The organism is Kibdelosporangium philippinense (genome assembly GCF_021390435.2).
GTDB classification, from domain to species: Bacteria; Actinomycetota; Actinomycetes; order Mycobacteriales; family Pseudonocardiaceae; genus Kibdelosporangium; species Kibdelosporangium philippinense.
Genome location: NZ_JAJVCN010000004.1, coordinates 600,257 through 621,850, shown reverse-complemented (window position 1 = coordinate 621,850; position 21,594 = coordinate 600,257). Strand labels below are relative to the sequence as shown.

Genomic DNA, 21,594 nt, shown 5'->3' with positions numbered 1-21,594 from the left:
TCGGCATAACGGACGGGTTCGCATAGGAGGCCGAACTGCATTTCCTGAAAGCGCGGTTGCGGGGCGGGGTGTTGTCCAAGGCCCGACGCGGCGAGCTGGTCCAGGCCCTGCCGGTCGGCCTGGTCTATGACCCCGTCGGCAACGTCGTGCTCGATCCCGACACCAGCGTCCAAGGCTCAGTGGCGCGCGTGTTCAGCACGTTCACCACCACCGGTTCAGCGCTGGCCGTGGTCAAGGCGTTCGCCGCTGACGGGCTGCTGTTCCCGCGCAGGCTGAAAACAGGCCCGCGCAAGGGCGAGCTGGTCTGGGGCCAGCTGCAACACTCCCGGGTACTGCAGGTGCTGCACAACCCCCGCTACGCCGGTGCGTTCTTCTACGGTCGGCGCACCGATCACCGCCGCGCCGACGGCACCATGACCACCCGCGTCCTGCCGCGCGAGGAATGGACGGTGCTGATCACCGACTCCCATCCCGGCTACATCAGCTGGGAACAGTTCGAGGTCAACCAGACCCGTCTGGCCGCCAACGCCACCGCCCACGGCAACGACCGCCGCGCCAGCCCACCCCGCGAAGGCCCCGCCCTGCTGCAAGGGCTGGTCGTCTGCGGCAAGTGCGGCGGCCGGATGACCGTGCGCTACCACACCCGCAAAGGCAACCACGTCCCCGAATACGTCTGCCAATCCGAGGGCATCCAGCACGGGAAAACGATCTGCCAACGCATCCCCGGCGCCGGGATCGACACCGCCGTCAGCCGATTGCTCCTGGACACGGTCACCCCGCTGGCCTTGGAGACCGCTCTGGCCGTCGCCGACGAGCTCACCGCCCGCGCCGACGAGGCCGACCGCATCCGCGCCGCCGCCGTGAAACGCGCCCAATACCACGCCGACCTGGCCCGCCGCCGCTACCTCGCGGTCGATCCCGCCAACCGGCTGGTCGCCGACCAACTCGAAGCCGCCTGGAACGCCACCCTGCGCGAGCTCGGCGAGGCCACCGACACCTACGAACGCGCCCGCGAACAGCACACCGGACCACTGAGCCAAACACAACGCGACGCCGTCACCGCGCTGGCCGCCGACTTCCCCGCACTCTGGGCGAATCCAGCCACCCCGATGCGGGAACGTAAACGCGTCATCCGCCTGCTGCTTACCGACGCCACCCTGGCCAGGACCGACAGCACCATCACTGTCCATATCAGACTCAAAGGAGGACAGGATCGCACCTTGTCACTACCGATCCCGTTGGCAGCATGGCAAATCCGTCAGACACCGGCCGAGGTCGTATCAGCGATCGACACCCTGCTGGAGGAACACACCGACTCCGAGATCGCCGCCATCCTCACCAGCAAGGGCATGGTCAGCGGCACCGGCCAGCCCCTGCACGCCCGACTCATCCGCCAGATCGGCAAGGCCTACCACCTACGCAGCCACACCCAGCGCCTGCGCGACGAAGGACTGCTCACCCTCAACGACATCGCACGCCACCTCGGAGTCGGCACCAGCACCGTCAAAACCTGGCGCAACCAAGGGCTGCTCACCGGCCGCCGAGCCAACGACAAGAACGAATACCTCTACCAACTCCCCAGCCCCGACATCGCCCGCCCACGACGCGGACGACCACCCCGCAAACCAGCCCCACCCACCGAAACAACCACCACATCAACCACAAGGAGCGCAGTCTGATGCCAACTGTTTATCGGTAGGTTTGCGTGGCTGCGCGGGCTGTATGGAGATCCCCAGCCGAGCGCATACGCCGATCACATGCGCGGACAGGAAGGCCTTGCCGTGATCGACCACCAGAGTCTCAGGTGGACACCACACCGGCTCATCCGCACCGATCTCGATGAACACCAACCGCTCCGGCAACCCGTGCATCGGGCCCAACGCCGGGCGGCCGGAGCCACGGCCAGTCACCGCCTCGAACAGCACACCGGCGATATCGACTGCCTTGGTCGACACCGGGGTCACCTTCAGCCCGAGAATCTGCCGATCGAACAAATCCTGCGCGACGGTCAACTGCGCCCGTACCCACCGGCAGGTCACCGGCTCCATCGCGAACACATCCAGATCCTGGGTATCCAAAATCAAGTACTCACCGGGACGGGTCGCCCGCAGCCGCCCATAAACACCTTGCGGTCGCTCCGCGATCGACCGGCGGCCCGCCGCCGACCCGGACACGGCGTTTGTCCCCCTGGTGAGCGACGCCAGCCGACGGTAGGCCGTCGTCTTGGATGGGACAGCAACTACGCCCGGCCCGTGCTCCCGCTCCAGCCGTGCTGCCGCGCGCATCAGCACCGCGCTTCGGGTCGGTGTCGACGCGGACACACCAGCCGCCAGTTCCGAGCGCACCGCCGCGTCCCACCTTGGATCCACAGTGGACCAGCCACGGCGATGTCGGTCGTCGACCAGCGCGGCCTCTCCGCCGTCGCGGTAGGCGGCTACCCAGTTCTGGACTGTCCGTGCCGTCACCGACAACTCAGTAGCCTTGGCCGCATAGCGGACGGTTAGCGGGGTTCCCTTGGCGAAGGCGGTCCGGGGTTCACCGGGGCGCGCTGTCTCGGCATGACCGGAGGTGTACCCGGTCAGCACCTCGCGGACGTGTGCGGCCCGCTGTGCCACTCGCTCGCGCTCGGTCGCCGACAACCCGGCCAACACCACACCCGGGTCGTTCCCACCACCGGCACCGCTGGCGACATGATCCGGGCCACGCGCCCGCCGCACCAGCTCGGCCACGGCCATGCTGCTGTAGCGGCCATTGGACAACTGCAGTGTCACTGCGCGGCCATCGAACTCCACGACCCGCGCCATCTCTCCGTCCACCAACAGTGATGCACCGACCGCGATCGTCACCGTTCGTGCGCTCACGCGGCCACCCCCGTCCGCACGATCGTATCGCCGTCCAGTGGGCGGAACAGATTCGCAGTCAACCGCGACCGCCACAGCAAATGCAGGATTACTGGACGAATCCGGTCCCACCGCGCCGGGCCAGCCAGCTGCCGCTCCAGCTCGGCGATCGTGCACGGCGACACCGCTGCCTCCAGCACCAGCGGCACCAACTCCTGAGCAACTAACGCCGGTCGACGGAAGCCAGCCAGGAACCGCACATTCTCCAACAGCACCGGATCCGTGCCCGACCACACTTCGAACCGGAAACCCTGTTGCTCGCACAACCGCTTCATCCAGGCGAACTGTGCCGACACCTTCGGATCGTCCAATCGCGACGCGGCCTTCACATCGACAACCGTCACCGCCCTATCGGCGTGCCCGAGCAACACATCCGGCACATGCCGCCGCGTCCGCTCACCGTCAAACCCATCCACCAGGAACGGTTGTGCCGCGATCGCCACCACATCGGAGTCCTTGTCGGCCAACAAGATCCGAGCCAACTCCAGCCGACTCTCGTACACCACAAGGCCACCTGTTGTGGCTGACCAATACCAGCCCGAATAGTGCCGACGGCCGCGATACGAACGGAACTCCCGCACCGGCAACCCGGCCAACACGTCATCCACGGACAGCCGATCCAGCGACGTATCCACAAACCCGCCATCGCTACCGCGATAGCGCACCAGAAGATCACTCTCGCTCCGGACGGACGCAACGCCCACCGGCATACTGCGTACCTGCCTCATGCGGCGACCATCCCGCCAGACCACGATCAACAGTCGAAGGCACAAGCAGAACATCACCCGAACGGCCGAACGGCATGACGTCCGCGACGGTTCCAACATCGCTGTCCCGCCCGTCAACATTCCCGCCGATCTTTCATCGACGAAAACCAGACGAAGAATCACTGGGAAAATGAAGTCAAACATGGGAACCTACAATAAGCCTATTTAACTGGTGAAGTAGCAGTATTCAAACCCTGCCTTATTCCAACGGTATTGCAGTGGTTGTGCCCAGCAGGCTCGCGACCGGCGGACGAGGCGCGAATCACGGTGAACGCCCCTCGTGGCTCACTCGCGAGACTGCGGAGTTGAAGGTAATGGTGTAGCCGTGTAGCTCGTGTTCTGTTGTCTGGTCAGGTTTCGCGTGTAGTGCCGCGCACGATGCAGGCTGTTCGTCGAACCACGCTTGCAGTTCCGCTGGGAGGAGCGGCTCCTGCGGGTGCATAACGCGTCGTTACTGCGGCGGCAGAGGAGATCGTCATATCATCGGGTGCCGTTCGGTCAGCGGCCTGCGTCGAGAATTGCCTGGGTTGTGCTCGCGCCCCAGGCGTCCCAGTCTTCCGGTGGGCCGGTCTCCAGCCGAGGCGGATCTGTTTCAGTTCGGTGCGGTCGTGGCGGCGGTGTATCGAAAGGCTTGTTGAGCGCGTTGTTCAGATGGTCGCCAGGGGTAATCGACAGCTTGTTGCCCGGGTTGAAACTGGTGTGCAGACCGCCTTTCACACCGTTGAACGCACCGTTCTGGGCACCGTAGACCTCGTCACCGGTCAGTCCGGTGGCGGCGTCTTGGGCGGCGGCTTCCGCCGCACCGGTTGCGGCACCCCAGCCCACATTCGCTGGCGCGTTGACGGCGAACGACGTCGCCGCGCCCTTCCACGAATTGGGCGTGCCGCCGATCTTGGCCAGGCTGCCCAGGCCGCCCATGCCGAAGCCCACCGCGCCACCGACGGCACCGTTGATGGCCGCAGCTCGGATGTGCTGGCCGTCGATTCTGTCCCGCTTGCCTTCCCAGTATTGGATCAGCTGGGCGAAGAACGTCACGCCAACCTGTGCGAGCACGGAGTTCGCGCAATGGGTCACCAGCCGGGTGATGGCCCGCCGGATCCAGGTGAACACCTGCGCCCGGGTCGCCAGTTGACGGGTTGCGGACGTCGCGCTGGTCGTACCGAAGGTGAACCACGCGGCGATGGCGTCGGCCATCAACTCGATCAGCAGGATCACCAGCAGGATAATGATGATCTTGCGGAGCAGGTCGCCTTCGAGCAGCATGGCCTCCAGTGCGTCAGCGAGCGCGAAGCAGACCTGCCGCAGGACGTCCAGTTGGCCCCCGGGCTCGATGAGCGGCGCGATGAACCCGCGGAACGCCTCGTAGGCTGTTCCGGTCAGGCCCCGCTCGACGTGCGCCGCACCCGCCTCGATCTGGGCGATGACGCCGGCCACATGCTCACCGGCGGCTCGCCATTGTGAGGCCATCGCCTGCAGGTCGGCGGCGTTGTATTCGGGCCAGTTGTTGCCCACGACCACGGCGAGCAAGCCCTGTACCGCGTCCGGAACCTCCTGTGCGGCCACGCTTCAGCTACTCAGGCTCGTGGCGATGGTGATCGCGTTCTGCTCGGTCGTCTCGGCATTGCGCCGGATGGCGTCGAGTTTGTCAGCTGTGTCCTCAAGCAACCGGGCCAATGCGCTGACAGCATCCTGCACGCCTTCGGCCGGTCCGAGGTACTGCCCTTCGAACGACTTGCCTAACGGATCCGTGCCCCACGGGGTTCCTGTTGCGCTCGGCATACCGGCCTGGGCAGCCACGGCTGATTCCGCAGCGCCGCGAAACGCGGCAACGGCTTGCGCCAGTTCTCCCGTATCGACTGAGAACTGCCCACTTGGCGACCACGGCGTGGAGCCTCCGGGAACGGCAGCGCCAACGGCCGGTGCTCCAGTCGGCGCGTTGCGGTATCCCCCGGCGGGGCCGTCGATGTCGGGTTTCGGCATGGTGACCAGCCAACCAGGTCAACGACATTGTGGTGTCTGTCCTTAACCGTTCCTTGGCATCGGAAGCGCAGTTCTTAACGCCGCGATGTCAGTGGCCAAGCCACCGTGCAGCCATGAGCGGGGTGCCGGGCTGATTCGGTTTGCCAGAGGACCTTGCCGGTCAACGGCGGCACGTCGCCCAGTCCGGCATCAGGCTGTGCACGGGACGGTAGCGCTGCACGATGTTGAGCTACTCGGCTGGCCCACGTATTAGCCCGACTTTGTTTGTCAGACAGGGTTTCGTGTCCGTGGTATTGCGGCGTGCGGCGAGGTAGGCGGTCCAGTCGGCTTGCGTATGGCGCGTCCATGTGAGGGCGGTGTTGATGTTGATGTCCAGTAGTTGGGCGAGGACTGCGGCGGGAAGTTCCGCGGCCAGCCCGGCGAGGGCGGCGCTGCGGGCACGCCGTAGGTGAACGTGCAGATGGAGGCGGAGACCTCGATAGAGGGCGTCACGTGCGGGCCGCCCGGGAAAGCCACCAGGGAATAGCCATGCGACGCCGCCGGGGTGGCTGCGGCCAACCGGGGAGACGGTCGTGGCTTGATCGCGTTGGGCGAGCACAACTGCGGCAACGGCGGGCGGCAGCCGGAGCCGGTGGCGCCCGTAGTGCACCCAGGCACATTGGTCGGTGTCGATGTGGATGTCGTCGCACCGTAGGAGGGCGACTCGGCTGACCGGCAGACCGTAGAGCAACACCAGTGCCCCGGCCGCCCGCACCGGAGTGGGCAAGGTGTTGTCGTGCAGGCAGCGCCGCAGCTGTTGCCAACGTTCGTCGTCAGTGATCGGTGCCAGTGTGGTGCGCGAGCGTTTCTTCGGGATGGCTACGGCCCCGGCAAGTCGTCGTTGCCGGGCCCAGTGCAGGAATTCCCGCGCGGGGTAGGTGGATTCCGGACGGCCGGTGAGCAGCCACTGGTCGATGTGGTCCTGGCGTATCGAGCCCAGCTCCAGTCCCTGCTCGTCGATCCAGCACAGCAGCCGTAGCGCGGCGCGCAAACGGGATCGAGCCCAATTGTTCGCGCCGGGAGTGAACTGCTTGCTGCGGGCGCGATAGCGGGCGCGGCGCAGCACAGTCCAGGTGGCGTAGGTGCGCAGCAGGTGGGCGCGCGTGGCTGGCTGGTCGGCGAGCAGATTGTCCAGCCAGGGCACGAGCCGTTCCAGGTACTCGTCGCGTTCGGGTAGGACACCGGTGTGTACAAGAGTTTGGCGTAGCCGATGCACCGCGAGCCCCGGTGGGAGGCAGTCGAGCAGGTCGTGGGTGACTGGTACGTCGATGGCGTGGATCCATTCCAGCAGGTGCGCGGCGGGTTGGCCCGGCCGTAGCCACTGCAGGACGGCGTTTGGGGAGTCGACTGTGGCCAGGGCGGTGACGAACGGCTGGAGATCCAGTCGTAGGACGCCGTCGGCGTCGGCGAGCAACTCGTGAATGCGGTCACCGACCTCGCAGCGCAGGCAGCGCCCGATGGTTTGGGCGAAGCCGGACTCGCCGCATCGTGGGCAGGTGTAGTCGCGATCGGACTGTCCGGCGCAGGGACCACAGATCGGTGTGTCTGCGGAGTCAGTGCCGATCAACGGTCGGATCGCACCGCAGCCGGTGCACGTCGCGGGGTGTTTGCGGACCCAGGCATAGCAGGCGGCGCACACGTCGCCAATCGGCCAACGAGTCAGAATCGCCTTGACCCGCTGACAGCGGGCACAGACGCGCCTCGAACGGGGCCAGCAACTCGCGCACGTCGCCTCACCTTGGCGTGCGGAGCAGCGCTTGGTAGGCCGGACTCTTCCGCACGTCGTACAGGTTGCAGATCGTCCGCGATAGCAGCCGGAACACAGGGCAGGCAGCACGTCGGTGCGCCGGGTTTTCAAGGGCCGGATGCGTCCGCATCCGTCACAACGCTGATCGGGTGTGCGGTAACAGCGCTCACAGACTGGGCCATCCGAGGTGCGGGTGGCCGGCACGCGGTCCTCCCCGCACCGGCAACATCGCTCGGGCACGCGCCGCGCCTGGTAGCAGCGTCGGCACATCCCGGCACCGTCGGCGGATCGGGCGACGATCCGCTCGACCTGCCCGCAGGTGCCGCAGGCGCGGTGTGTGGCGTGATCGCGTGCGCGGCATGTTTGGCAGACAGGCCCATCGCTGTCGCGGGTGACGACCGGACGCAATCGCCCGCACCGACTGCACGGCTCGGCGTTCTCGATGTCCACACAAGACGGACAGATGCGCCCACCATCGACCGGCTTCGGTAAACGCCTCGCCGGCCGGTGGCAGCGGCTGCACTCCGGCAACACCGCGCCGGTCCCAGCGTCGGCCAATGCCCGGATGAACCTGCACACCACTGGTGCGACGTCCGGATGTCCAGAGGTCAGTGCGTCGGGATGCTGCTTTAGATGATCGCGCAGCACCGCCATGCCCCGCGCACTCCTCGCCGCCACGCTCACTGCGGCCCGCGCCACGTCTCCACTTGCTATGGGAAGCGCGGTCCGGACGTGGGTAACGATCCACTCGGTCACAACCCCAGTCGCAGTACCAGGTTGAGAGGACAGACGCGGCGCCATGACCAGCTCACGTCCCGTCCGGGCGGCGGATCGTGGTGCGCCGGGCCGTCGGCGCCCGGCGGGTCCCGCGGCCGCTTGCGGTCTTACGAACCTGGTTGGCCGCCGCGGTGATCTCGATCAGGTCATTCGGGGTGACGTCAAGGATGTCGCACAACGCCGCGAGGGTGTCCATCGACAACCGTTGCGGCGGTTGGGTCACCAACCGGTAGACCTGCTCCCTCGACAACTGGATACCACGCTCGGCCAGCAGCGGCACCAGCTCGGAGGTTTGAAACAGGCCCCTCTCCGCCATCTTCGCGCGCAGATGCCATACATAGCTCATGGAGCGCGTCACGTTGTCTCCGTCCATAGCTCCGGGTGGGTTTGCAGGGACTGTTCCAGCAAGCGGTTGCGGAACTCGTCCGACACCGACGTATACAGCGCGGTCGTGCTACCCCAGGCGTGCCCAACCTGTTGCTGCACCATCAAAGCCGGATAACCGAACTCCAGAAGATGCGTGACATAGGAGTGGCGCAGCGCATGCAGGTCGAGTTCCTCCGGCAGCCGGGCATCCAGGCGGGCGTCGCGGAACGCCTCGTTGACCGACCGCATCGATATCCGACTCCGCCGCTCGGTCACCCACAACGCCGGATGCGAGCCCGGGAACAACAGCGGGCGGATCTCCTCGCACCATTCGGTGAGCACGTCGACGATCCAATCCATCTCCGGTACGGTCAACACCGTTCGCCGCTTCGGCGGACTTCCCTTGGATGCCTTGCCATACCGGACCTGCACCGACCCATAGGTGCCATACTGCACGGCACGCGGGTTGCGGCGAAAGTCCACAGTGTCCAGTCGGGCGAGTTCACGGCGGCGCAACCCGTAGGCGTATACTGTCTTCAGGATCGCCGCGTCCCGCCACGCCGCCAACACGCCCTTGCGACCTCGCCGGCGGACGCGTTCGACACGCGCGTCCGCCGCGTCGAACAACGCCTGCACCTCGTCGTAGGTCAGCGCTCGCCGCCCCGGCTGGCCTTCGTAGTCAACCACGTGTGCGACGGTGTTCCACTCATGCGCAATCTGCACTGGAAACTGTCCGAACCGCTGCTCACACTCGGCCAGCCACCCATACCGGGCATCGGCAACGAACTCACAGAACATCCGTAAAGCCCCGTGATACGACCGGATTGTGGACTGCACGGCAGGATGCGCACCCGACATGATGTCCACCGTGAACGCCTCCAACTCGCCCGGTGTCCACTCCCACGGGTACTGGTCGGTGAACCCCGCGAAGCGTCGAACCAGCCGCACCCGCGGAACAATCGTGCCCGCCTCGCTCAGGAACCGACTCTTCTGCTGCCGCGCCCAGCCTTCCAGCATCGCTTCGAACACCGCCGGCGCCGGATCCAAGTAACGCACACCCGAATCGAGTACCAGGTGCGCCGCACCCGGCAGATCAACCTGTCGCACCATCACCCACCTCCAGGTTGTATCGGATACAACATCGTTGCACCCGCTACGGCCGTCGCAGGTCAGCGACACGCCGACACCCACCGCCAGAGGCGTCAAACTGTCCCGACATGGGACTATTCAACGGTCCCCAACCGTGCGCAATGTTGCATCTAATGCAATAAATCCCGGTTGACTGGGCGGGTAGCACCTGCGTAGTCATCGCTCGGGTACCGGTAGGGCTCGATCTTCACGACCTGGCCTCGGTCCGGCGCGTCGATCATGAGTCCTCCCCCGATGTAGAGCCCGACGTGGCGGATCTTGGTGTTGGGATTGCCGTAGAACACAAGATCGCCTGGGAGCAATGGTTGCCCAACGGGCACGCGTGGACCGGCGTGGAATTGAGTGTGTGCGGTGCGGGGCAACGTGATTCCGGCCGCACCATAGGCGGCTTTGGTCAGTCCGGAACAGTCGAAGCCGCCTTCGTGCGGGCCGTCTCCGCCCCATACGTAGGGCAGTCCTCGTTGTCCACAGGCGTAGTTGATCGCGGCGAACGCGGCGCGGTTCGGTGTCTGGATCGCGTTGCAATCGCCTGTGCCCACAAGGGCATTCTCGCTCGGTGTGCAGTTTGCTCCGAGGACCGCGGCGAGCACGGCGCGTGCTGCGGGCTCGTGTTTGGCGTAGGCGTTCGGTGTTCCGGATCGTTGGACCGCCTGTGCGGCGTCGTTGACGGTCATACTTTGCCAGCCGGGAACGGCGAGTAGGTGTTCGAAGAACTTTGTGGCGGCGTAGGTGGGGTTCATGATCTGCGCTGGCGTGCCCCAGCCTTGACTCGGACGTTGTTGGAAGAGGCCAAGGCTGTCCCGGTCGCCGTGGCCGAGATTGATCAATGTGGACTCTTGCATGGCGGCGGCGAGGGCGGTGACCAGTCCATGTTCTGGCACGCTCATTTTTGTACCGACAGCGACAATCGTGGCCGCGTTGGCTAGTTGTTCTCTGCCATACCCGGCAACGCCGTTGGACGTGTCTCCGGTGGGAGTGCAGTCCAGGCTGCTGCTGCTTCCGAACACCGCGGAGATCGCACCCTGCACACCGCTGCCGATCAGTATTGGAATGAGCACAATCACGCCGACCATGGCACCGGCAACTTTTAGAATCATGAGGTTTCACCGCCTGACGATGTATGGCCGCGTGAGGTTGCGGGCGGCGGCATCGGTGTGGGTGCTGGCGAGTCGGTTCTGGCCGCGGAATCAGTGCCTGGGGCCGAGTTGGGAGGCGGGACGTACGGCCAGGCATCGAGCAACCGGTGCAACATCCGGCGATAGCTCGTCCCGCCGACGGCGTCCAGGGGCAGCCAGATTTCGTCTGCGGGGCTCGGATGTGCGATCTGAGGGTTGAGTAGTTCGGCCGCGGCGGTGGCGACCGGGACGGACTGCGGGTCGTCAAGTTCGCGCCAGGCCCGGTGTAGCAGTCGACGGGCGGCGGCCTCGCGTCGCGAGGTCGGGAGCCACACCAGCAATGGTGTGGTGATGCCAGTGGCCTCGGCGAGTGCCGCGTAGCCGGCTAGCTTTCCGGCGAGTTTGGACAGGGCCTCGGTGCCGAAGTCGTATTCGAGGAAGAATTCGATCTGTCCGCCAGCAGTGCTCCAGCGGCCGTAGGCGTCAGGTTTGATCAGGTCCCCGAAGTGACGGCCGCAGCGGGCTTCCGACCACCACGCGGCGAGCGCCGTGCGCTCGTCCGGGTCGCTGTGGCGGGCTCGGTCGACCAGTGCGGTGAACCATTCGGCGACGCCGACGGTGTGGGCGAGCCGCAGCGAGTGCGCGACGCCGAAGGCACGATCATGGCGATAGCCAAGGTCTTTGACATCAAGACCGTCCTCCGCGGCCAGCACCGATGCTCCGGCGGGTGCGAGGACGTAGTGCATGGGTGCGGTGCCTACGGAGATGAACGGCTGAAATCGGTCCACTACGCTCCACAAGTAGAGCTCCCGCAGCCGCATCCGGCCGGACCGGAACGACGGGAAGGCCAGGGCGGTGATCTGGTGGGAAGTGAGCACTCGGTGCTCGTGCAGCATTCGGATGATCCATCGGTCGCGTGGGGTCAGTCGCCACGCCAGCGCTGCCTGGTGGTCGGTGGTGTTCGCGGCGCGCGGGTTCGGGCGGGTTGCCTTGTGTCCGCGCAGTGTGCGCTGCTTGGTTGGATTGGTAATCATGGTCCGATCTTCCGGGAGTCGTTGTGTGGAAAGAGGATTACGTCAGGTGGACTGTCAGGGCTGTGTTCGCCGCGGGTCGGCGGTCTGTGTCCGAACAGGTTGTGTCTGCGCTGAGCTGGCGGGTTGAGGCCGACGTCGTCGGGGAGGTTGGACACCGACCGTGGACGTCGCATTGGTGCGCGAAGTGTGTCGCGCGATTTTGCGAATTTCCTTTGCACGGCCTGAAATCGCACGCGGAAGCGGTTGTGTGCGCATTGTGAATGGCTGTGCCTGTTCGCCGTTGAGCACCAGCCGGACAGCGGCGTGGTAGACGCCAAGGTGGGCGAGGTCGTGGTCGGATAGTCGAGGTGTGGTGTGTCGGGATAGTTCGCGGGAGTCCTCTGGAGACGCGTTGAAGAAGATCTTGCTGCGGGCATTGGTCGACATGCCCTCGCGCAACTCGCGGGGAAGCTGGCCGAGATGTTGATGTGCCAGCGTCATCGCGACTCGGAAGCCGCGTGCCTCGGCCAGCATGTCTTCGATCGGGTACGGCAGGTTCAGGAAGTTGTGACATTCGTCGATGACCAGCGAGGCGTCCCGGCGTTGACGTTGCGGTGTGCGTGCTCGGCCTGTGGTGGCCTGCCAGGTGCGCGCGACGACCAACGATCCAACCAGCCGGGTGGTTTCCTCACCTAGACTGCCTTTGGGGATGCGCACGAGGCAGATCCCGCCGTCGAGCACATCAGACATGTCCACTGTGGAGTGTCTGCCTGCGATGGCGTCGCGCACGAAAGGGCGTAGCAGGAACGCGCGCAGCTTGTTCATCAACGGTGAGATGACTTGGCTGCGGGAAGAGTCGGTGAGTTCCTCGTACCAGGACCAGAACCCGCGCAACACCGGATCGGTGATCCCCGCCGTGACACGTGATCGGAAAGCAGGGTCGGCGAGCAACTTCGGCAGATCCGCGAGAGTGGCGACCCCTTCCTGCGTCCGCAGAGTCAGGCAGGCGGCGCGCATGACGTCATCGGTGCGTGGTCCCCAGAACGCGCTGTACACCCGTCGGAACACTGATACGAGGTTGTCGACGGTCAAGTCGGTTTCTCCGCCGTCCAACGGATTCAGGCACGGTGGCCGTGTCTTGGAGTCGGCGTCGAAAATGACGACGCGGTCGCCTGCCGATTTCGGCAACCGGGACAGCACATCGGTGACAAGGTCGCCTTTGGGGTCGATCAGCACGATGCCGCGTCCGGCTTCCGCGTCAGCAAGGATCATGTTGCCCAGCAGGGTGGATTTGCCCGAACCGGTCGCGCCGATGACGTGGAGGTGATGGCGCGCGTCCGGGACACGCAGTGCGACAGGCCGTTCGTGTCCGGTATCGGTGACACCGATCGGCTTAGCCTCAGGGCCGGGTGTAGCGATGCCCGGTGGCGGGGCGATGGCGCGGGCTCCGGCGCGCTGGACGCCGGGGATGGCTTCGTCGGTAGGCAGGTGTGCGAGTGCCGCCAGTTCCTTGACGGACAGCAGGTCGCCTCGCCCGAGGCGCCGATCGGCCAGGGTTGTACCGGGGTGGCGGACGCGGAGGCGGGTGTAGTGGTTGTGCTCGGTATAGGAGGCGAATGACGCGGCGAGGGCGTGCGCCCGTCCGCGGGCGATATCCCGGGCCGTGCGGATCTCGGTCTCGATGGCGTCGGTTGGCAGCAAGGTGGCGACGGCGTAGCGGATGACTGTTTCGTATTGGGAGCCGCGTTGTTTGGCCACGATGGCGCGGTTCTGTGCGGCGTATTCCAGGGAGGTTTGTGGATCCGTGTGCAGTGCTCCGGATTTCGTTGTGGTGCGGCCGGAATTGCTTCTCACGCCGGGCGTGACAAGATCCAGCAGGCGGCCGACGAAGCCTCTGGAGCTTCCAGTGTGGACTGTGCGCGCGGCGCGCCGGGCACGCACGGCGCGGCGGCCTGCGACGGGGCGAGCCAGGATTTACACGCAGGCGTACTCGTTGCGCCCGAGCCCGACTGGGGCGCCGATCAACGCGCGGATCGGGTCGGCGTCGAAGTCGGTACGGATCGGTAGCGCCTCGGAGCGGGCCAGCCTCAGTACGCCACCGACGACCACCCGCTTCTGGAGTGCCGATGCTGGCGGCAAGGGCGGTTCGGCTTTCCCGACGCGGGTGTGCGCGCCGGGCCAGGCTACCTCGATGGCGCGTTCGACCAGACCCGGTGGGATCACGCCGGGCACCCACAACCGGATGGCGACCCCTGCCTCGGAGAACAGGTACTCGCACACCACGTGTGGTTGGCCGGTGAACCACCGGCGCCAGGCGGGACGCAGCAAGCCGACGAGGTTGGACCACAATGCGGCGCCGCCCGCGGGATCCACGATGGGTGGGGCCAGCACGGTGACCTGACGGGCGTCGGCGAGAAGGCGCGTGTGGCAACGCCGCGTCCACTTGTGTCTGCCGATGACCAGTGCCGCGGTACAGACGGCGAGCACAGGAATGGCGATCGGCCCCCAGGTGATCGTCGCCTCTCGGAGGTGCCCGAGCAGTGTCAGCAGTGCGCCGCCGGGGTCGCGTAGATAGTTGCCGAGCCAGCCGTCGGTCATTACTTCTCGTGCGATTCCGAACGCCAGGGACAATTCGGGCTGATCGAGGGCAGGCGGTATCCAGGGAAGCATTGGGGTTCTCCCAAAATGCGGAGTTGCTTAGTCGACTAAGCGGCTGCCGGGGTCACGCGACGTCGAGCGGGATGTGTTCTGCCGCACCGAATGCGCCGAACTCGTCCTCCTCACCCGCGAACTGCGGTTCGTCAGGGAAGTCCACGTCGACGAAAGGGCGTTCCGTGTCGGATTCACTGGCGTCCGGATCGGCGGCGTATCCGGCGAGTTCGGCTGGGTTGCTGGTAACCAGGTAGTGCTCGGTCGGTGAAGCGATGCTTTGGAAAGCCACGCGCTGAGTACCTGCCGACAACAGTCCTTGCCCTCGGTGCGGCCAAGGCGCCCTTGCGTTTGGCCCGGACCGCGCGATCGACCTGGTCGTCGGCGTAGTCAAGAAACCGCTGCAATTCCTCGCGGGTGAACGGGCGTGCCTCGGGATCGCCTTCGTAGTCGTTGAGGTGAGCGATGGTGTTCCACTCGTGGCAGATCGGCACCGGGTGCTCACCCGGCCCGAACTCCTGCTCGCACGCAGTAGCCCAGCCGTAGCGGCCGTCACAGAGGTATTCACTGAACAGTCGCAAATCCGTTTGATAGCCCCGAATTGTCGACAGTGCCAGGTGCTTCTCACCGGTCAAAGACTGCGTCCACTCGTCCACATGCGACGGACCCCAGCGCCACGGATACTCGTTGGTGAACGAGATGAACCGGCGCACCAGCCGCTCCCGCGGCACGATCGTCCCTTCCTGCAAGCCACGCGCCGTCTGCTGCGCCCGCCAACCGTTCAGCATGGCTTCCACCATGGCGTCCTCGGGCCGCAGCTGCACGACTCCAGAGACGAGCTGCAGGTGCGCCGCACCCGCCAGATCTCCTCGCCTCATCCCTGCCTCCAGTCACAACACACGCGACCGTCTGAGGCCAGGATCATGCATCTAACGGGATCATCAAGCAAGTCACGCAGACTGCACGGCGTGTCGAGCCGGTCAATCGAACCCATTGCCGAGCAGCGTTCAGCAGGCGACCTGCGGTTTCTCGCCCGTCTGATGCAATTTCTGAGAGTTCACATACCGCATGGTGGTGGCGATCCACGCGTGTCCGAGCGTCTCCTGGATGGCCACCAAGTCCATCCCGTGCAGGTAGAGCTGGGACGCGCAGAAGTGTCGCAACACATGCGGGGTCAGCTTGTCCGGCCAGTCCGGCAGATACATGGCAGCGGCCTCCGCCAGCCCGGTGCGCAGCGCGTCGGCGCCGAGCCGGGCACACGACCCGTCACGGGTCTTGCGTTCGGAAGGAAACAAGGGGACGCCGGGTCGAGTGTGGTCACCGCCGAAGTGGCCCCACACGTCCTCGACATACCAGCGCAACGTACGACCCGCGTCGTTGATCAGCGGCACCATCCGCTCCCGCGGCCCCGACCCACGCGCTCCCTTGCCCAGCCGGACATGCAGCTTGCCGAACCGGCCCAGGTCCCACTTGATGTCAGCGAGGTCGAGGTGACGCAGCTCGTTCACCCGCAGCCCGACCTCAGCCATCAACCGTGCTGCCGCATAATCGCGCGCAGTCGGCGCGAACTTCCGGCACGTCGCCATCTCGGCCGCCCACCCGGTGAACATCGCGGCAACCTGGTACTCGTTCGGCGGGATCCGCAGCTTGGCGTCCTTGCGCCCGCGCGGGCGGTTCATCTCATCCAGCGGGCAGGTCACGACGCGGCCGGTCATCCGATGCAACTCGGCCTGATAGCGCAACTCCAGGAACGCGAAATACACAGTCAGCGCCTGCGATCGCGCCAGTCGCGTCCCGCTCGGCGAAGTACGCAGTATCCGTCCAAAGTAGTCGTCGGCGTCCGACGCGCCCATCTCCCACAGCGGCCGACCGAACCAGGACCGGATCTGTTCCAGCTGCCCGACTTCCTTGCGGATGGTGCCGTCGGCCAACCCCGCCGACGAGCGGGCCAGTACCAGCCCCGCCAGCACGTCGGTCTCGAAATCTGCGAGTTCCTCCTCGCCCGCTAGCGACCGCATCTGGCTCAGGTCGCTCACCACGGCTAGCGCCAACCCAGGTTCCTCGCCTTCACAACCCCAGTGATCCTTTCGACTTCACGGAGATCGGCTCATGAATCTTGAAATTGAGTCAACGCATACCAAGATCACCCAATCGGGCACGAAGCCCTTGGCCCAAGACATATTCCGCCCCATCGGCTCACAGCAGGGACACACGAACTCGCGGGATGCCGAACACGACCACGAGCCGCGACCAACGACCCCCGCTGCTGCCGCCCTTGAGACGGGAGTCATCCAATGAGGACAACGCCCGAACCCGTGACGCCGGCCCCCGCGCTGTCGGTGTGGACTACGGCGCAAACCGCACCAACGACTCAGCGCAAAGGCCGCTATGTACCCGAGTCAACTCCTCACCCGGCCAAGATGCTTCCGGCCGTCGCGGCCTACGCCATCAGCCACTACACGCACCCCGGCGAGTTGGTTCTGGACCCGATGTGCGGCATCGGCACCACCCTCGTCGAAGCTGTCCACCTTGGACGCCGCGCCGCCGGTGTGGAGTACGAGCCTCACTGGGCCGACGTCTCTCGCGCCAACCTTCAGCTCGCTGCCGAGCACGGCGTCAAGCACAACGCACGGGTGTTCCGCGGTGACGCCCGCCAACTCACAGCGCTGCTGCCGCCGGAGTACATCGGGCAGGCCGCGCTCGTCGTCACCTCACCCCCGTATGGGCCATCCACCCACGGACGAGTCGCCGTGGCGCCCGGCGAGGGAATCCAGAAGTACTATCACCTCTACGGCAACACTCTCGACCGCGGAAACCTCGCCAACATCGGCCACCATCGACTCCTCGCCGGCTTCATGCGCGTCCTGACCAACGCCACCGTGTTCCTCCGGCCAGGCGGGCACATCGTCATCACGATCCGTCCTTGGCGCGAGCATGCCGAACTCATCGACCTGCCCGCCCAGATCCTCGATTGCGGCCGCGACGCCGGCCTGATCCCGGTCGAGCGTTGCGTCGCCCTACTCGCCAGGGCAGCCGAACACGACCTCGTCGCGCGTGGAAGCTTCTTCCAACGCGACTTCGTGCGCAAACAGCGCGACGCCGGACTGCCACTGCATTTGATTGCGCACGAAGACGTCCTCGTCTTCCGCTCACCGCTTCAACGCCCAACCGGGTGTCGCGAAGCGACAGCAGACGCCCCTGCGAGCTGGGCGGCATGAAACCAGGACTCGACACGCTCGCCATCACCATGCGCCCTGGACCGATCCTGGGATCGCTGCGCACCGGCTATGGCGGCTTGGATATCGGTGTGCTCGCTGCTCCCGGCGGCGGTTGCCGGCCAGGGTGGGTCACGACGCTTCCATTGCCCCGCACCGCACAACTCCGAGCGCTCGACAACGGTGTCGTACCCCAGCTAGCCGTCCACGCGATCACACTGTTGCTGAACGACCTTCACGAGCTGCTCGCCGCCGCTCCACTGGCTTTCAAGGACGCGGCATGAGCACCGAACGACCCCGAGACACGACGCCGCTGAGAGGGCACCAGCACCAAGCGACGGACACTCCGGAAACCGGCGATTCGAACGAGCCGATTGTGCCGCTCTACACGCCCGCACAAGCGGCCCAGCTCCTAGCCGTCAAGGAAAGCTGGCTGCGAAGGAAGGCAAGCGCACGCGCCATCCCGTGCACCTTCCTCGGCAAACATCTCCGCTTCTCCACAGCAGACATCCGCGCGATCGTGACCGCGAGCGCACGCCCCACCCGCGCACCGGCAGGACGACCACGCCGCCGCTGACAACCCATTCGTGCGACAACAACTTCGCCGGATCCCCTTGCTCTCTGTCCGCAATGGAGCGTCCATATGTCCGTCAAACAACCCCGCCCAACCACTCCAAGGAGAACCAAATGGCCTGGGTAGAACAACGCGGCCCCAAGTCATGGCGAGTCCGCTACTGGCGCGACGACAGCACCCTCGGATCCATCCCCGGCTTCCCCACCAAAACCGCCGCCGAAGCCCACGCCGGAACCCTCGAATCCGAACAACGCCAAGGCACCTGGATCGACCCCGCAGCAGGAAAAATCACCCTCGCCGAATGGACCGTCGACTGGCTCGACGCCCTCGACGTCGCACGCACCACCGAAGCCCAATACCGCAGCCTCATCAAAAACCACATCCTCCCCCGCTGGGGAACCACACCCATCGCCAACATCACCGGCATCGCCGTCGCCGCCTGGAAAAAGAAAACCCGCGCCGCCGGCTACGCCACCACCACCGTGTCCACCATGACCAAAATCCTGTCCATGCTGCTCGCCGACGCAGCCGACGAAAAACTCATCCACACCAACCCATCCGCCCCAACAGGCGCGGCAAACGCCACCACATCAAGAAACGCGAACGCCTCTGGGCCACACCCGAACAAGCACTCCGCATCGCCGACAACGCCGCCGCACTCGTCGGTAGTTGGGCTGGGGTCCTCATGGTGACGGCCGCATGGACCGGCGCACGCTGGGGCGAACTAACCGGACTCCAACGCATCAACACCCACCTCGACGACGGCACCATCGTCATCGACCCCGACATCGGCGCCCTGCACGAAATCAACGGCCATCTCGAACTCGGCCCACCCAAAACCGCCGAATCCGCCCGCACCATCACCCTCCCACCGTTCCTGATCGACCTCAATGCCGCTTAGTTAAGCGATCTTGCTGAAGACGTGCAGCTCAGCCGGTTTGTCGTAACGTGCGCCGATGTGGTTGGGGCGTTTGATGAGCTTGTCACCGACCTGACTTCGTTTCACCACTCGGGGATACGAGCGATGTCGACGTCCACGGGTGCGGCGTTGTCTGATCTCTTCACACGTCTCGATGATCGCCCTCTTCAGGCGATGAGGGGAAAAACCCGCCTGGTTGGTAACCTGGCGGCGGACAGCGTTGAGGCTGCGAACGAACGACAGCTCGTCGACATCCAGCCCATCATCAGGTCCGGCGTCATCTGCGGCCTCATGCATCAGATCCCGCACCGCGTAATGTGTCAGCAGCAGAGCCCAGATTTCTTGCCGGACTAGATCGGCCGATTTCGACCGTAGCACCCTGCTATGGGATATCTGATGGGTTTCGACCTCGTCCAGTGTCAACTCGAACTCCCATCGCTGCCGATACAACGCCGCTAGCTCCGCCGCGGCCGCCAACTCGTGATCCATGATCGTGGTGATCAACCGGATCGTCTCGGGCTGATCACCACGGTTGGTCACCATGTACTCCACCACGCGGATTGGCAGCCGCATCTCTGGACGCACGGTGCGTTGCTTGCCACGCTTGAGATCCACCTTGACCTGTCTGGGCAACAACTCCGAGCGGAACGAGCCATCCGGCAACCACTCCAGCACCGGCACCTCAACGCTATTCTTCAACCGCCACAACAAATCAGCACCGGTCTCGGTCGCCTGTTTCCACAACTCATAGCCAAAGAAACCACGATCAGCCACCACTAGCATGCCCGGCTCGAGATCATCCAGAATGCGCGTCAGCAACTCGCGCTCATAGACCCGCCACGAGTCGATCGCCGCGGCCACGATCGCATGGGTGCCGCACTCGCCCAAGCCGACGACGCGCACCTGCGGGAACGGGCTTTCCCCACCACCATGCGATTTCTTACCGAACACCGCGACGTTGTCATCAGTATCCGGCACGTCCAGCACCAGCCCATCCACGGCCATCACCCGCCACCCGTGAAACCAGGCTCCCTTCGTGCCTGGCCGAGCCATCGGCACCGCGACCCGCTCGAACAAGACCTGCAACGGTTCCGCACCCAGCCGTTGGCGTGCTTGGGAAAGCGCACTCGTGGTCGGCACATGCCAGTCATCCCGCCAGGTACCCAGAAACCGCAGACCGTTGACCAGCTTGCGCATCACCTCTTCATAACTGTCTTCGAAGAACAGGCATAGCGCCAACACCCAATAGACAACCACCCTGGCTGGCAGCAACCGTGTTCGCTTCTCCCGTCGACCCGTGTCGGCCAGCACCTCGTCCACCAGATCACGATCCAACAAACGTGTGAGAACACCGATACTGATCCCGTCGGTGAAGCGCCGGGATGGTGTGGCGGGCACGGTCACATGAGCAACGTATACGCCACTATTTCCATGCGCTACAAGGGGTTTTCTCCGAAGCCGTACACGTCATCGATCCACAGGAGACAGAAATATTTCATGTCTCCGCACCACTCACCACCCGCTTAACTAAGCGGCATTGTGATCGACCTCCTCAGCGCTCACCTCGACATCCACAACCACCCCACGTATTCATCACCGCCGAAGGCGAACTACTCCGACGCTCCAACTTCAGCCGCCGCGCCATGCGCCCCGCCACCGACGGCAACCTCCACCGCACACGCCCACCCGTCCTCATCCAGCCCGTCAAACCACACCTGACATTCCACGGCTTCCGCCACAGCCACAAAACCTGGATGATCGCCGACCGCGTCCCCGAAATCGCCCAAGCCCAACGCCTCGGCCACGTCCTCCAAGACGAAATCCGCGCCGTCTACTCCCACGTCGCTCCCGAAGTCCAACACCACCTCCTCGACACCCTCCAAGACCGTTGGGACAAAGCCACCGCCAACAGCACCACCGAACTCGACACTCGTTGGCGGGAGACAGCGACGGTCACTTGACGACGCCTGCCTTGCCATGTCGCGTTAGTAGCCGGACATGCGGGCAACGTGTGCGGACGAACTGTGTGAGCCGCAAAGTACAGTCCATCGTGCACAAATAGGCCGCTTTCCACGACCAATCGACGACTGCACGGAACAGTGTTCCGTTTCCGGCAAGCATGACAGCGACAGACCTCACAAGATGGACAACGACACCGGACGAAATCGTTCTCAACATGCGTGTTGTCGCATATCTGTGCACGTGGTGAAGGCGGGCCGAGGTCGTCCCGACCCGCCGGCATCGAGTTGGGTTTTAGCGGAGCCCAAGTCGTCGGGCGCAGGTAACGATCTGCTGCCAGGACGTGACCAGGCCTGCGATGGCGACGGCCAGCATCACGAGGTTTTTCACCTGCTCCTTCATCATATTCACCTCCCATTCCACGT

The 21,594-nt window shown here is 65.1% G+C and carries 18 protein-coding genes and 2 pseudogenes; 6 read left to right on the top strand and 14 right to left on the bottom strand.

Features of this window, described 5'->3' with window-relative positions; genetic code table 11:
• Positions 1-71: 71 nt before the first annotated feature.
• Positions 72-1,679: a recombinase family protein gene (locus LWC34_RS45715; RefSeq protein WP_233728362.1), complete on the top strand. Its 1,608-nt coding sequence runs from the start codon at positions 72-74 to the stop codon at positions 1,677-1,679.
• On the opposite strand, the gene LWC34_RS45710 is transcribed toward LWC34_RS45715, so the two are convergent.
• The 12 genes and pseudogenes from LWC34_RS45710 to LWC34_RS45650 all read right to left on the bottom strand — a co-directional run bounded on the left by LWC34_RS45710 (position 1,656) and on the right by LWC34_RS45650 (position 16,538).
• Positions 1,656-2,861, bottom strand: a complete 1,206-nt coding sequence (locus LWC34_RS45710; RefSeq protein ID WP_233731538.1) for a COG3415 family protein — start codon at positions 2,859-2,861, stop codon at positions 1,656-1,658. The two genes, LWC34_RS45715 and LWC34_RS45710, sit on opposite strands and share 24 nt — an antisense overlap.
• Positions 2,858-3,628, bottom strand: a complete 771-nt coding sequence (locus tag LWC34_RS45705; RefSeq protein WP_233731537.1) for a TnsA-like heteromeric transposase endonuclease subunit — start codon at positions 3,626-3,628, stop codon at positions 2,858-2,860. The genes LWC34_RS45710 and LWC34_RS45705 overlap by 4 nt, the downstream gene beginning before the upstream one ends.
• Before the next feature lie 537 nt (positions 3,629-4,165).
• A complete protein-coding gene (locus tag LWC34_RS45700) occupies positions 4,166-5,230 on the bottom strand; it encodes a WXG100-like domain-containing protein (protein WP_233731536.1) in 1,065 nt (354 codons plus the stop codon).
• Between the two features lie 3 nt (positions 5,231-5,233).
• A complete protein-coding gene (locus tag LWC34_RS45695) occupies positions 5,234-5,647 on the bottom strand; it encodes a hypothetical protein (protein ID WP_233731535.1) in 414 nt (137 codons plus the stop codon).
• Between the two features lie 229 nt (positions 5,648-5,876).
• Complete coding sequence (locus LWC34_RS45690; RefSeq protein ID WP_233731534.1) at positions 5,877-7,253, bottom strand: hypothetical protein; 1,377 nt, start codon at positions 7,251-7,253, stop codon at positions 5,877-5,879.
• Between the two features lie 988 nt (positions 7,254-8,241).
• On the bottom strand, positions 8,242-8,568 hold the full coding sequence (locus tag LWC34_RS45685) for a helix-turn-helix domain-containing protein (RefSeq protein WP_233731533.1): 327 nt from the start codon (positions 8,566-8,568) through the stop codon (positions 8,242-8,244).
• Positions 8,565-9,683, bottom strand: a complete 1,119-nt coding sequence (locus LWC34_RS45680) for a tyrosine-type recombinase/integrase (protein WP_233731532.1) — start codon at positions 9,681-9,683, stop codon at positions 8,565-8,567. The genes LWC34_RS45685 and LWC34_RS45680 overlap by 4 nt, the downstream gene beginning before the upstream one ends.
• A gap of 152 nt (positions 9,684-9,835) precedes the next feature.
• Positions 9,836-10,822: a C40 family peptidase gene (locus tag LWC34_RS45675; protein ID WP_233731531.1), complete on the bottom strand. Its 987-nt coding sequence runs from the start codon at positions 10,820-10,822 to the stop codon at positions 9,836-9,838.
• On the bottom strand, positions 10,819-11,874 hold the full coding sequence (locus tag LWC34_RS45670) for a replication-relaxation family protein (RefSeq protein WP_233731530.1): 1,056 nt from the start codon (positions 11,872-11,874) through the stop codon (positions 10,819-10,821). Before LWC34_RS45670 ends, LWC34_RS45675 begins: the two co-directional genes overlap by 4 nt.
• 54 nt (positions 11,875-11,928) lie before the next feature.
• Positions 11,929-14,523: pseudogene (locus LWC34_RS45665) on the bottom strand (type IV secretory system conjugative DNA transfer family protein).
• Between the two features lie 173 nt (positions 14,524-14,696).
• Positions 14,697-15,380: a site-specific integrase gene (locus tag LWC34_RS58415; protein ID WP_308200244.1), complete on the bottom strand. Its 684-nt coding sequence runs from the start codon at positions 15,378-15,380 to the stop codon at positions 14,697-14,699.
• 129 nt (positions 15,381-15,509) lie between these two features.
• Complete coding sequence (locus LWC34_RS45650; RefSeq protein ID WP_233731529.1) at positions 15,510-16,538, bottom strand: tyrosine-type recombinase/integrase; 1,029 nt, start codon at positions 16,536-16,538, stop codon at positions 15,510-15,512.
• 258 nt (positions 16,539-16,796) lie between these two features.
• Here LWC34_RS45650 and LWC34_RS45645 point away from each other — a divergent pair, with 258 nt between their 5' ends.
• From LWC34_RS45645 to LWC34_RS45625, 5 genes are all read left to right on the top strand, one after another.
• Complete coding sequence (locus LWC34_RS45645) at positions 16,797-17,720, top strand: TRM11 family SAM-dependent methyltransferase (protein ID WP_233731528.1); 924 nt, start codon at positions 16,797-16,799, stop codon at positions 17,718-17,720.
• A complete protein-coding gene (locus LWC34_RS45640; protein ID WP_233731527.1) occupies positions 17,717-18,001 on the top strand; it encodes a hypothetical protein in 285 nt (94 codons plus the stop codon). Before LWC34_RS45645 ends, LWC34_RS45640 begins: the two co-directional genes overlap by 4 nt.
• The gene (locus tag LWC34_RS45635; RefSeq protein ID WP_233731526.1) at positions 17,998-18,294 is read left to right on the top strand and encodes a helix-turn-helix domain-containing protein; all 297 of its coding nucleotides are present in this window, start codon (positions 17,998-18,000) and stop codon (positions 18,292-18,294) included. Before LWC34_RS45640 ends, LWC34_RS45635 begins: the two co-directional genes overlap by 4 nt.
• Before the next feature lie 110 nt (positions 18,295-18,404).
• Complete coding sequence (locus tag LWC34_RS45630) at positions 18,405-18,983, top strand: tyrosine-type recombinase/integrase (RefSeq protein WP_233731525.1); 579 nt, start codon at positions 18,405-18,407, stop codon at positions 18,981-18,983.
• Complete coding sequence (locus tag LWC34_RS45625) at positions 18,980-19,192, top strand: site-specific integrase (RefSeq protein ID WP_233731524.1); 213 nt, start codon at positions 18,980-18,982, stop codon at positions 19,190-19,192. Before LWC34_RS45630 ends, LWC34_RS45625 begins: the two co-directional genes overlap by 4 nt.
• A gap of 195 nt (positions 19,193-19,387) precedes the next feature.
• Here LWC34_RS45625 and LWC34_RS45620 read toward each other — a convergent pair.
• Together LWC34_RS45620 and LWC34_RS45615 are read right to left on the bottom strand one after the other, a co-directional pair.
• Positions 19,388-20,614: pseudogene (locus LWC34_RS45620) on the bottom strand (IS4 family transposase); the annotation flags it as partial.
• 206 nt (positions 20,615-20,820) lie between these two features.
• Positions 20,821-21,069, bottom strand: coding sequence for a hypothetical protein (locus LWC34_RS45615; RefSeq protein WP_233731523.1), 249 nt, complete (start codon positions 21,067-21,069; stop codon positions 20,821-20,823).
• Between the last annotated feature and the right edge of the window lie 525 nt (positions 21,070-21,594).

Coding starts and splice junctions, on each gene's coding strand:
- LWC34_RS45670 (WP_233731530.1), bottom strand. CDS start 11,874: ATGATTACCAATCCAACCAAGCAGCGCACACTGCGCGGACACAAGGCA.
- LWC34_RS58415 (WP_308200244.1), bottom strand. CDS start 15,380: ATGAGGCGAGGAGATCTGGCGGGTGCGGCGCACCTGCAGCTCGTCTCT.
- LWC34_RS45645 (WP_233731528.1), top strand. CDS start 16,797: ATGAGGACAACGCCCGAACCCGTGACGCCGGCCCCCGCGCTGTCGGTG.
- LWC34_RS45635 (WP_233731526.1), top strand. CDS start 17,998: ATGAGCACCGAACGACCCCGAGACACGACGCCGCTGAGAGGGCACCAG.
- LWC34_RS45705 (WP_233731537.1), bottom strand. CDS start 3,628: ATGAGGCAGGTACGCAGTATGCCGGTGGGCGTTGCGTCCGTCCGGAGC.
- LWC34_RS45630 (WP_233731525.1), top strand. CDS start 18,405: ATGGCCTGGGTAGAACAACGCGGCCCCAAGTCATGGCGAGTCCGCTAC.
- LWC34_RS45640 (WP_233731527.1), top strand. CDS start 17,717: ATGAAACCAGGACTCGACACGCTCGCCATCACCATGCGCCCTGGACCG.
- LWC34_RS45695 (WP_233731535.1), bottom strand. CDS start 5,647: ATGCCGAAACCCGACATCGACGGCCCCGCCGGGGGATACCGCAACGCG.
- LWC34_RS45675 (WP_233731531.1), bottom strand. CDS start 10,822: ATGATTCTAAAAGTTGCCGGTGCCATGGTCGGCGTGATTGTGCTCATT.